This window comes from Singulisphaera rosea (assembly GCF_054877945.1).
Genome location: NZ_JBTYIP020000029.1, coordinates 23,779 through 34,944, shown reverse-complemented (window position 1 = coordinate 34,944; position 11,166 = coordinate 23,779). Strand labels below are relative to the sequence as shown.

At 67.0% G+C, this 11,166-nt stretch carries 9 protein-coding genes; 1 reads left to right on the top strand and 8 read right to left on the bottom strand.

The genetic code is table 11. The annotated features are described in order from the left end of the window. Nucleotides 1–42: 42 nt before the first annotated feature. A complete protein-coding gene (glgX, locus tag ACYOEI_RS32895; RefSeq protein ID WP_462854203.1) occupies nt 43–2,214 on the bottom strand; it encodes a glycogen debranching protein GlgX in 2,172 nt (723 codons plus the stop codon). 342 nt (nt 2,215–2,556) lie between these two features. Here glgX and ACYOEI_RS32890 point away from each other — a divergent pair, with 342 nt between their 5' ends. Further along, complete coding sequence (locus ACYOEI_RS32890) at nt 2,557–4,425, top strand: purple acid phosphatase family protein (RefSeq protein WP_462854201.1); 1,869 nt, start codon at nt 2,557–2,559, stop codon at nt 4,423–4,425. A gap of 123 nt (nt 4,426–4,548) precedes the next feature. On the opposite strand, the gene ACYOEI_RS32885 is transcribed toward ACYOEI_RS32890, so the two are convergent. From ACYOEI_RS32885 to ACYOEI_RS32855, 7 genes are read right to left on the bottom strand one after another with little or no spacing between them, the layout of a single operon-like run. Beyond that, nucleotides 4,549–4,728 carry a hypothetical protein gene (locus ACYOEI_RS32885; protein WP_462854200.1) on the bottom strand — a complete coding sequence of 60 codons (180 nt, stop codon included), beginning with the start codon at nt 4,726–4,728 and terminating at the stop codon, nt 4,549–4,551. Then, nucleotides 4,715–6,067 carry a glycosyltransferase family 9 protein gene (locus ACYOEI_RS32880; protein WP_462854199.1) on the bottom strand — a complete coding sequence of 451 codons (1,353 nt, stop codon included), beginning with the start codon at nt 6,065–6,067 and terminating at the stop codon, nt 4,715–4,717. Before ACYOEI_RS32880 ends, ACYOEI_RS32885 begins: the two co-directional genes overlap by 14 nt. Next, complete coding sequence (locus tag ACYOEI_RS32875) at nt 6,048–7,145, bottom strand: glycosyltransferase (RefSeq protein ID WP_462854198.1); 1,098 nt, start codon at nt 7,143–7,145, stop codon at nt 6,048–6,050. Before ACYOEI_RS32875 ends, ACYOEI_RS32880 begins: the two co-directional genes overlap by 20 nt. Continuing rightward, nucleotides 7,142–8,638, bottom strand: coding sequence for a hypothetical protein (locus ACYOEI_RS32870; RefSeq protein WP_462854196.1), 1,497 nt, complete (start codon nt 8,636–8,638; stop codon nt 7,142–7,144). The genes ACYOEI_RS32875 and ACYOEI_RS32870 overlap by 4 nt, the downstream gene beginning before the upstream one ends. Beyond that, nucleotides 8,635–9,327: a class I SAM-dependent methyltransferase gene (locus tag ACYOEI_RS32865; protein ID WP_462854195.1), complete on the bottom strand. Its 693-nt coding sequence runs from the start codon at nt 9,325–9,327 to the stop codon at nt 8,635–8,637. Before ACYOEI_RS32865 ends, ACYOEI_RS32870 begins: the two co-directional genes overlap by 4 nt. Further along, nucleotides 9,324–10,091, bottom strand: coding sequence for a glycosyltransferase family 2 protein (locus tag ACYOEI_RS32860; protein ID WP_462854194.1), 768 nt, complete (start codon nt 10,089–10,091; stop codon nt 9,324–9,326). The genes ACYOEI_RS32865 and ACYOEI_RS32860 overlap by 4 nt, the downstream gene beginning before the upstream one ends. Beyond that, nucleotides 10,084–11,151: a CDP-alcohol phosphatidyltransferase family protein gene (locus ACYOEI_RS32855; RefSeq protein ID WP_462854193.1), complete on the bottom strand. Its 1,068-nt coding sequence runs from the start codon at nt 11,149–11,151 to the stop codon at nt 10,084–10,086. The genes ACYOEI_RS32860 and ACYOEI_RS32855 overlap by 8 nt, the downstream gene beginning before the upstream one ends. Nucleotides 11,152–11,166 lie beyond the last annotated feature (15 nt).

Here is an 11,166-nt window from a genome sequence, read left to right as displayed (position 1 = left end):
CCCTTGGCATTCTCCTGTCACACCCCCCCGAAGGCGCGGAGCTTACTTCGAGATCAGGACGATCGTCGACCGAGGTCGAATCAGATAGGTCGACTCGGGCAGGAAGAACGCTTCCTCCTCGGGAACAATGTCCTGCTCGATCGGCAACGATGTGTCGGCCACGCGATACCAGCGACGCCCTTCGACCTCGGGGAGTTGGACGGTCAGAGGCTCCCAGAATGCGTTCGAGGCCACGTAGATCGGCACGTCGGAGCGTTGATCGGTCTGGAACGCCTCAAGTTCCCACGCGAGGAATCGCGAGGACTCAGAAAAGTCGGCCTGCCTCGGTTCGACGCCGTGCCAGGTGATGTTTCGTAGCACCGGTGTCTCGGATTCGTCGGAGGTCAGGTACCGCCAGCGTCGGATAATCTGGTGCCGCTTGCGGAAGGCGATGATCAATTTGGTGAACCGCAGGATTTCGGCATGCTCCTTGGCGTATTCCCAGTTGATCCAGTTGAGCGAGTTGTCCTGGAAGACCGTGTTGTTATCGCCTTCCGCCGTCCGGCGCATCTCGTCGCCGTAGAGGAGCATCGGCGTCCCTTGGGAGAGGAACAGGATCGTCAGGAAGTTCTTGATCTGCTGCCGACGGAGCTGGTCGATCGCCTGGCGTTCTTCCTCGGGGAGGCTGGAGAACTCGAGCGCCCCCTCGTAACCGCAGTTCCAACTCTCGTTGTCGTTGGCGCCGTCGCGGTTCTGTTCGCCGTTGCGTTCGTTGTGTTTCTCGTTGTACGAGACGAGGTCGTTCAGGGTGAAGCCGTCATGACAGGTGACGAAGTTGATGCTGTGGAACGGTGACCGCTCCGAGTCGGGGTTCGGAGCAAATAGGTCGTAGGACCCGGCGACCCGGGTCGCCAGCTCGCCCGTGATGCCGGGATCTCCCTTCACGAACTTCCGGACCGAGTCGCGGAACCGTCCGTTCCACTCGGCCCAGCGCCGGTCGGAGAAGCTCCCGAGCATGTATTGGCGGATGCTCCAGGGCTCGGCGATCAGCTTGATCCGCGAGAGGACCGCGTCGGTCTCGATCTCGTGGATGATTGGCGTCTTTCCCTTCTCTTGCTGATCGACGTCCACGGCGAAAACCGCCGCGAGGTCGAACCGGAACCCGTCGACGTGCATCTCGGTCACCCAGTACCGCAAGCAGTCGAGGATGAATTTGCGCGTCACCGGATGGTTGCAGTTGAGCGTGTTGCCGCAGCCCGTGAAGTCGTTGTAGAACTCCGGGCTCGGGGTCAACATGTAATAGATCTGGTTGTCCAACCCCTTGAAGCTGACGGTCGGACCGAAGTGGTTCCCCTCGCGCGAGTGGTTGAACACGACATCGAGGATGACCTCGATGCCATTCTTGTGGAGCTCGCGCACGAGCATCTTGAATTCGTCGACCTGTTCGCCGAGCTTCCCGTAGTAGCTGTAGTGAGACTCGGGGGCGAAGAAGGCGACCGTGTTGTATCCCCAGGCGTTCGCCAGGCGTTCGCCGGTGAGCGGGTCGCGGAAGGGTCCGTCGAACTGGTCGAACTCCATGATGGGCAGGAGTTCGACGGCGGTGATCCCCAGGTCCTTGAGGTAGGGGATCTTCTCGATGAACCCGCGATAGGTCCCCGCCAGGTCGCTCTCGGACGAGTGGTGGCGGGTGAAGCCTCGGACGTTGACCTCGTAGATGATCGACTCTTCGATGGGGGTGTCGGGGTGCTTGTCCCCCTCCCAGTCGAAGTCGCTCCGATACGCGACGCATCGCGGGGCCCCGGCGACATTGTCGACGCGGCTGGGCCTCAGGTGGCGGTCGGCCTTCTCGGGCTCGGTGTTGTCGTAACCGAGCGCATCGCCCGACTGCCAGTAGAAGTCGCCGGTGACCGCCACGGCGTAGGGGTCGAGGAGCGTCTTGGCGATGTTGAACCGAGTGCCGTCGACGGCGGGGTTGTAGGGGCCGTCGGCCCGGTAATTGTAGAGCGCCTTGTTCGGGAGGCCTTCCACGAAGATGTGCCAGATGTCGCCCGTCCGGTTCGTCTCCGGCGAGAGCGGGATCACCTGGCTCGGGCGCTGATCCGCGATGTTATCGAAAAGGAGGAGCTCGACCCTCGTGGCGCCCGAGGAATGGACGGCGAAATTGATCCCCTCCGGGGTCACCTTCGGCCCGAGAGGCTCCGGCTCACCGGGGAGCAGGTTCGTGATCTTCGGCATGGGGCCTCACAACGGTGTAGACGAGGGCTTTATGGAAGCATGCGCAGATTTCGCAAATCGCGTGCCCAAGGAAAGGAGCCCTGCGGTTCGCCCTCCGGGCTTCCCGGCCCTCTCCCCCGGGTCGATCTGCCATCCGCTCATTCGAACACTTACCACATTTTTACAAGGTGGAGTGTGGGTAACCGAAGTCAAGCAAGGCGAACCGCCAAGGGGTGCGATTCCGGGCGCCGTGACGAGCGTCATCCCCCCTCGAATCGCTCTAGGAAAGGGGAGTCGGATGGGTTATGAACGCTCCAGAACATGGCGGCGCTCGCCCGGACGATTCTGAGGGAGGGTCAAGGAATGGACCGAAACCGACCGCGGCGACTCCTGGGCGTGCTCATCCCGATCGTCGGACTCGCCTCCGCGTGCGGCGGGCCCGTCCCCGTCTCCAAGCTCCCGACAACTCAAGCGACCCTGACATCCGCCGGGAAACGGCTCAGCGAAACGCGATCGGCCGCCGAGCTTTCCACCCTCACTCCCCGCGGCGAACTCGTCCTCGCCGCGCTCTCGCCCGAGGAGCGTGACGCGCTCGGCCGGGGTTATCTCCGTTTCCAGGTCGATCGACCGGTCATCGTCGAGGTCGCCGCGCCAGGCCACGCGATCCCGTTCTGGCTGGCCGACCAGGGGTTCGCCGCGACGGATCGCACGATCAACGTCCTCAGCGGGCGTTGGCCCCTCTATTCTAAGCGGTTCGCGTCGGGCACGGTCGGCCTGGGCGTTAATGGCCTCGACCGCTCGCCCCTCGCCCACTACGCGGCGTTCGTCCGCTCGAAGGACGGCAGGGCCCCGGCAATCAAAGGGATCGAGCCGAGTGACTGGAAGGTCGCCGTTGCGAATGTGGGCGTCAGCACCACCTTCGACGTCGAGTTGCCAATCCGGAGCCTGCCCGAAGACCTCCGAGGATCCTTGCTCCTCCAGCCGTCGCACGAGTGGAGGAATGAAACCACGCTTGCCCGCGCGGGACGGGCCTGGAAAACGCACGTCGTCTCGAAGACAGCCCCCGACCAGGTTGCGATCGCCTTCGGCGCCGACCCGGCACGGAGCCTCTCCTGGACTTGGCGGACGGCTCCCGAAGTCTCGACGTCCGCCTTGCGGATCGCCCCCGCGGCAAAGAACGGCTCAAACCCAGCCGATCCTGGCGCGATCCGGGTCGTCACGGGCGAGTCGGCCCGGGTCGAGTCGCCGGACTTGCTCAACGACCCGGTCGTCCTCCGCCATCGCGTCCGTGTCGACGACCTCGCGCCGGACACGACTTATGCGTACGCCCTGGGCGACGGCTCGCCGAACGGCTGGTCCCCCTGGCGGACGGTCCGGACGGGCCCGGCGACCCCGAGGAGCTTCCGATTCCTCTATCTCGGCGACGCCCAGTGCGGCCTCGAGGGCTGGGGCAAGCTCCTCCACGCCGCGCAACGCCTAAACCCTGATGCCTCATTCATGCTCCTCGCCGGCGACCTCGTCGACCGGGGCAACGAGCGGACGAACTGGGATCACTTCTTCCTCAGGGCCGAGGGTGTCTTCGACACCTTGCCTCTGATGCCTTGCGTCGGCAACCACGAATATCTCGACCGAGGCCCTTGGCTCTACTCAACCTTCTTCGACCTCCCTCGCAACGGCCCCGCGGGAATCGCCCCGCCGCTCGTCTATTCGTTCGAGTACGCCAACGCCTTCGTCGCGGTCCTCGACAGCACCCCCGCGACCGTCGACCGCGGCGTCGCCCGCCTCCAGGCCGAGTGGCTCGACGACGCCCTTGCGAAGTCCAAGGCCACCTGGAAATTCGTCATGTTCCACCACCCGATCTACGCGTCGCACCAGACCCGCGAGTACCCGACCCTCGGCGAGGACTGGGTCCCCGTCTTCGACAAGCACCACGTCGACATGGTCCTCCAGGGACACGACCACGCCTACCTGCGGACCGTCCCCCTGCGCTCGGGCTGCAAGGTCGACTCGAACGCCGAAGGGACCACGTACGTCGTCTCCGTCTCCGGCGAGAAATTCTGCGAGCAGGCCACCCGGGATTACACCACGGTCGGGTTCACGAATGTCTCGACCTATCAAACCATCGATATCGACGTGCCCGGTTCACGCCTGACGTATCGCGCCTGGGATATCGACGGGAACGAGCTCGACCGACTGGTGATCCAGAAGCCCACGACCCTCGTGCAGCACTGAGTCCTCAAGTCAACGGTCGCTCAGGGCCCACGACAGAGTGTGCCCCGGCGGGTTGGATCACTCTCAACGGGCTCTCCAACTCGTGATACCTCGGCCGCACTTTGATCGGCCAGAGCGTTGGGGTTACGACTTCGTAGTCACCACGTTTTGCAATCGTGACCCGCGCTCGGCGATCACCATCTTGCCATAAAGGAACGCAAACCAGACGACCCAGGCCAGGATGATCCACCCTCTCCAGTCGATCCGGCGCAAGGTGGAGTCCTGGGCTGATGGTTCTGCATGGGGCAGGTCAGAGGGGGGCATGCGGGGACTCCTCTCGGTGGAGGCGGGCCCACCAGCGACGAGCGGCGCGGTAGACGCGTTCGGGCCGGAGGCCGGCCATGCAGGGGTGATCGGCGAGTGGACAGACCTTCTGGTGGCAAGGGCGGCAGGAGACGGTCTGACGGAGGACGAGCGAACGTCGCGACCAGGGGCGCCACTGGGCCTGTCGGTTCGTGCCGCTGAAGAGGACGACGGAGGCGATCCCCGCGCTCGCGGCGAGGTGCGAGGGCCCGGAGTCGGACCCGATGAAGAGGTCGGCCCGCTCGAGGAAGGCGGCGGTCTGGGTCACGGTCAAACGCCCGGTCCAGTCGCGAAGCTCGGGGTGGGGCGTGAGGGATTCGGCCGTCTCGACGTCCTCCGGGCCCCCGACGACAACGACGCGCCAGCCATCGGCGAGGAACCGGGCCACGAGATTTCTCCAGTGAGCGATCGGCCAACGCTTTGCTGACGTCCCGGCGCCGAGGTGGATGGCGAGCATCGGGGCCTCGGCGCCGAAGCGGCCGGCGTGGAGCCAGTCGCCTTCCTCGCCGAGATCGGCCCGACCGGGACTTGCGGTCTTCGTCTTCAACTGGCCGGAGGCGTGGGAGCGCCTGGATCGGGAGGGCCCAACCAGGGCCCTGGCCTCGCGGTCGGACCAGGCCTCGCGTAGCCATTGCGCGACCTGGATTCGGTCGAGGTCGGTCGCGTGGACGACCACGCGCGCCGGGCCTTCGGCCGAGAGGCCGAGCCGCTCGAGAAGGGCGAGACGCGACGCCACCTCATGACGGCCCGGCACCCACTCCGCGACATCGGTGAGGAGGAACCCTCCGCCTCCCATCGCCCAGCCCGCACGCCTCGGGATCCCGGCCAAGGCCAGGACGAGGACGGTCAGGATGTCGCCGCGGACGTCGACGCCGAGGTCGTAGTGACCCCCTCGCAAGGCCCGACCCAGTTGCCAGACGGCGGTCCCCAGGGCCCAGTGGCCCCGCCGGCGTTCGAACCAGTTGCGGGCGGCGAGATGGACATGGTCGATGTTCGGGTCGGCCGCGAACACTTCGAAGTTGCTCGGCGAGGCGAGCACGTCGATCGTCGCGCCGGGGTAGGCCATCCGGAGCCTTGAGAGCATCGGGCTCGTCAGGACGGCGTCGCCGAGGTGATCGAGCTGGACGACGAGGATCCGCCCGGGCGACTCCACACGTCGAGCGGCCCGCAGGACGCGCCAAAGGCGCATCCCGACCGCCCCCACGGCGTCGAAGGTGCTGACGAGGATCCGCCATCGCAGCTTGCTATAGCGGTAGCGTCGGATCGGAACGGGCCTGGGCTCAGCCGGCAATTTGATCATAGACCTCCGCCGTGCGCTGGGCCACATCCGACCAGAGATAACGGGAGCCGACGTGCGAGGCGAGCCGAGGGTCCGCCCCCGACTTCCAAACCTTGAGGATCGCCCTGGCGATCTCCGAAGGACGGTCGGGCCGAGCGTATTCGACCCGGTCGCCGAAGTACTCGCGAGTACAGCCGAAGGGCGTGACGACGACCGCCGTCCCCGCCAGGGCCGCCTCGAGTGCCGCGAGGCCGGGGGTCTCGAACCAGCTCGGGAGCGCGAAGACTCGGGCCGCCGCGTAGGCCGAGGCGAGTCGAGGACTGTCGTGCTCGATCGACCCGAGCCAACGGGTCGTCCTGCCCCCGAGGCGTCGGCAAGCCCGGGCGTAGTCGTCATACCCCGGCGGCGGCGAGCCGATCACAACGAGCGGCAAGCCCGCGGCCTTCACCCCCCGGACCAGCCCCAGTACGTTCTTCCGGGGCTCGATCCTCCCCGCGTAGAGGACGAAGTCATCCGCACCTTGCTCGGTCCGGAACTGGACCTCCGACGCATAGGAGAACGACGCAGGGACCCCGTTCGGGACCACCCGAATTTTACCGTGGTCGATCCCGAAGAGTCTGACAAGCTGCCGACCCTCCGCCTCCGAGTTCGGCAAGATCACGTCCGCCAGGCCCAGGAGCGACCGACGCCAGCCGGGCATCTTCGGGATGAGCCGCTTGACTCCCCACTTCGCCAGATCCCATGACCTCCGGGCGGGCGAGTCGGCCAGGGCGGCGATCGCCCTCGGCTCGAACCAGCAGATCGGCGAAAGGACGACCCGAACACCGCGCGCCCGGGCAACCCGGGCGAGTTCGAGACCTTCGCGCGACATCCCGAACAGGTGGAGCAGCCGGGCGTCCTCGAGGCGATCGATCCATGGGGAGAAGAGGCGAATGTTGACGCCAAGGTCTTCGAGGTGCCGTCCGGTCTGGATGAGCTGGTTCTCGCCGCCGCCGGGCGCCTGGAACGCGAACGAGGGGGCGTGGAGCAGCACCGAGCCCGGGAGCATCGCCCCTTGCGTCCTGGCCGCGGCCCACGCGGAGATCTGGGTCGTCCTCATCCGGCGACTCCCGAAGGTTGCGGCTGCCGCCAACGCCGCAGCGTCTTCTTGACCCGGTCCGTGAGGCGGTCCTCGGGCAGGTCCTCGATCGGGGTGACCGTCTCCCAGTCGAGCGCCTTGCGGACGGCCGCCTTCAGGCTCGGCGACCGTCGGGCCGGGATCCCCGCGGGGAGCTCGGCCCGATCTTCCCGACGTTCGTAGGCGAGGTCTTCCAGCCGCAGGCCCATCCTTGGGCCGGTGATCGGCACCGTCGAGACATGCCGCCCACGCACGACCTCGAGGCCGAGCGGATATTTGTCGTTCCAGTCCTCGAACTGGAGCTCGTACTGCCCCTCGGGCTTGGGCACCAGCGACCATTGCCGCTCGCTTCGCCAGCGCCACCAGTCGGCGAATTCGGTCAGGGTAACCCGCCAGAGGAGCGGCTCGCGCGAGACAACCTGGGCGAGCGACTCGAGGACTTCAGGGAACCGGGCGAGGCGACGCTCCGGATGGCCGTAGACGAAGGCCGGCTCCCCCGAATCGAGCTTGGCCCGGACGACCTTGACGAAGTAGTCCGCCAGGGTCGGGCCGTCGAGCGGACCGGCCTCCATGAAGATCCCCTCGCAGATCGGGTGGATCGGGACCTGGAGGACTTTCGAGAATCGATCCCCCCGCCAGGGAAAGAACGGGACATCGTCGTAACCGACCTGAAAGTCGGACGAATACCGATATCCGAATTCCTCGAGCACCTCGTCGAGCCCGGCATTCCAGCGCCCGTGCGGCGCGGCGAACCCGCCTGGCACGAACCCCGAATCCTCGAGGATCCGATGGGCTCGCCGGAGGTTCCGACGGTTCGCGTCGGGGTCTCGGTAGATGACGTGATAGTGGCCGTGCGATTGCGTGTCGAATCGACGCAGGTCCTCGAGCACCTCGGGCTGGTCGCCATACGCGTGCGTGCTGACGAAGTGCGTACAGCAGTCGGCCAGGGGGCGTCGAGCGAGTGCGTAACGTTCGTAGTCCTCGACGACCGGTTCGTCCAGGTCGGCCCGGAAGTTGAACGCCGAGCGGAACGGGAAAGGAAATGGCGCGAGCCTGGCCCAGATCCCGCCGGCCTGCGTGACCGCGTCTCGGAGCTTCGGCAGCAGTCGACGCCGGATCGCCGCCTTGGGCACGAGGCCGACGCGTTCGGACACCATCCGATCGTCGATCCGCCAGGTGACCGTCGCAGGACTCGAGTCGACGAGGCGCCGGAATGGATCGGCCCCGTCCTCGCGGCGGAGGAGGTCGACGTCGATCGCGACGTGCTCGGCCGAGAGCGTCGCCTTGACGGTCGACGTCGCCACGCGTCGGCTGTCGTAGAGGACGAACCGCCCGCCTCGAAACGCCAGGGGATGAGGGTCAAGCACCCGGGCGCACGCGATCCCCTCCTGGGCCAGGATGAGGTCGAGCCCCGGCGGCGTCTCCCAGAGGAGGAGGGGCAGGGGGGGGAGCGTCGAGAGGAAGACGGGACTCACGCGGACCTCCCGGCGACCGTCGCCGTCCAGAGGGTCAAGAGCCGACAATAGGGGATCCGTCGGAAGAGCCAACGATCCGCTTCCGTCGATGAGAGCAAATGCGCGACGCGGACGTCGTCGAACCAGCGGCGAAGCCTGGTCCGGAAGGGCCCCGGCCAGAACCAGCGCTCGCGGACGGATCCCCCGGCGGGGTACATCCAAAGACCTCGACGCTCGTCGATCCATTTCACCGCCAGGCTCGGCAACCAAGGACGCTGCGCGTTCAGCGATGCGGCGTTCTTATCGACGATCGCCAGGATCCCCCCCGGCCGGAGCACCCGATGCGCCTCGCTCAACGCCTCGTCGATGCCATCGAGGTGCTCGAAGACCTCGACGGCGATCACGGCGTCGAACGAGCCGGAGGCGAACGGGAGGCGTCTGGCCGAGGCCCGAAGGCGAGGAAGGCCGACGGCCTCCGCGAGCATCCCGGCCGAGAGGTCGATGCCGATCACCTCGGCCCCCGCCTCGACCATCGGGTACGCGAACCGCCCCTTGCCACACCCGAGATCGAGGACCCGCCGACCGGACAAGGGCCCCAGCCGCTCGAGGATCGCTCGCAGTCGGGCGTCGTCCCGGGTCACCGTCCGCTTGAAGCGGGCGCGGTGCTCGTCGAATCGGGAGGCGACCTCGGCCTCGTGCGTCGTCGTCATGACGCCCCCCTCGCGCGGAGGCGTTCGCGGTACTTCCATTGCCGAACCGCTACCGAGAGACCCGACAGGGCACAGAAGACGAAGCCTTCGATCCCGTCGCGGAACCCTTGCTTGCCCAGGTAGAGCTTGGCGAAGGTCCAGACGGGGCGGAGCGTCAGGTCGATCCGGCGGTAACGCCGCCCTTCCTGCTCACACTTGATCGATTCAAGCGTCGTATATTGATTGATTTTTCCGAGGAACGTGGACATGTCGGGGATCGTCCGGTGCTGGAGTACCCCGCCGAGCTGGCCGATCGTCCCCTCGATCGCGACGGTCTCGTGGACGGCCCCGACCCAGCGTCCCTTGTCGCGCCGGAAGAGACGGAGGGGGAGGTCGTGCTGGGTCCCCGAGTAGGAGAACGACCGCCCGAGGATGACGCTCCGGATCGGGACGCGGAACCCGACGTAGGGGCTCGACGGGTCGGAGAGGAGGCGTCGGATCTCGTCGGCGAGCGCGGCCGAGGCTCGCTCGTCGGCGTCGATCGCGAAGACCCAGTCGCCCGAGGCCAGTTCAAGGGCGGCATTGCGCTGGCCGGCGAAATCGTCGAAGGTCCGAAGCTCCGAGCGGTCGGCCCCTTGCTGGGCGATCTCCAAGGTGGAGTCGCGGCTCGCGCGGTCGACGACCACAATCACCTCGTCGGCCCAGGCGACGCTCGCGAGGCAGCCGGGGAGGTTCTCGGCCTCGTCCTTGGCCAGGATCAGGACGGAGATCCGCGGGTCAGCCACGCTCGACCACCTTCCTCGCGGCCCCGGCCAGCGTCCTCGCCGGGAAATACGCGGCATAGGCGGCGAGGGCGACATCAAGCCGTCCCAGGGCCGCCAGGAGGATCCAGAGGTGCCAGCGCACGTCGGCATGGCCCACGAGCCGGATCATGCTCACCAGGGCCGAAGGGGGTCGGAGTGCCAAGGTCGGTGGGGATTTGCTCGAGGCGTGCGGCGAACCTGCTCCGCCGGTAGGCTTCGCCTGGGGCTCGATGGGGACCGCGGTCGTCACGAACAGGTACTTGCCCATCCCGTACGCCATGCCGAGCAGCAGCCAACCGGGGTGGCCGCTCCTGACGAACGCCGCCCAGGCGATCGCCGCGTGGAGCATCATGTCACCGAGCTCGTCGAGCGTCGCGTCCAGCCAACGACCGAAGTTGGAAGACGTCCCCTGGAGCCTCGCCAGGTGTCCGTCGGCCGTGTCGAGCACCAGCGCCACCGCGAGCGCGAGCGCGGTCGCCTGTTGGGCGACGATCCCGGAACCCGCAAAGGCCACGAGGGCCGACGCACCGAGGACCAAGGTCGCCGAGGCGATGGTTACCCCGTTGGGGCGGACCGAGGTCGGGCACAGAACCTTCGCCAACCGCTTCGCCGGGGCGAGTGCCCAGTACCTCCCGAGCGGTTGGTACGACTGGCGTCGGGTCAGCTCGTCCTCGGCACCGATCAGGCCGTGGGGCTGGTCGAGCCGCCACACGACCGCCGACTCGGGGTCTTTCCCGCGCCGAAGTGCCCGGCGAAGCCACTCCGGGTCGTAGAGCCGATCCGTTCGCAAGACCGATGCCCCTTCAGAAGGGGCTCCGGTCGCGAGCGTGTAGCGTGCCGAAGGCCGGTCGATAATCAACTCCTGGAGCCTTCGATGGTCCTCCAACCTGGCGTGGATCACGACCGGCGCGTCATCGATCGTTTGGGCGAGGTCCAGGAGGTGGCTGAGGACGCACCGTCCCTGGATCAACTCGCCCGCCAGCGGCCCTTTCGGGCCCCTCGGGCGGGCGTCGATCACCAGCGATGGATTGGGATTGCGCATCGGTCGCCTCCTTGC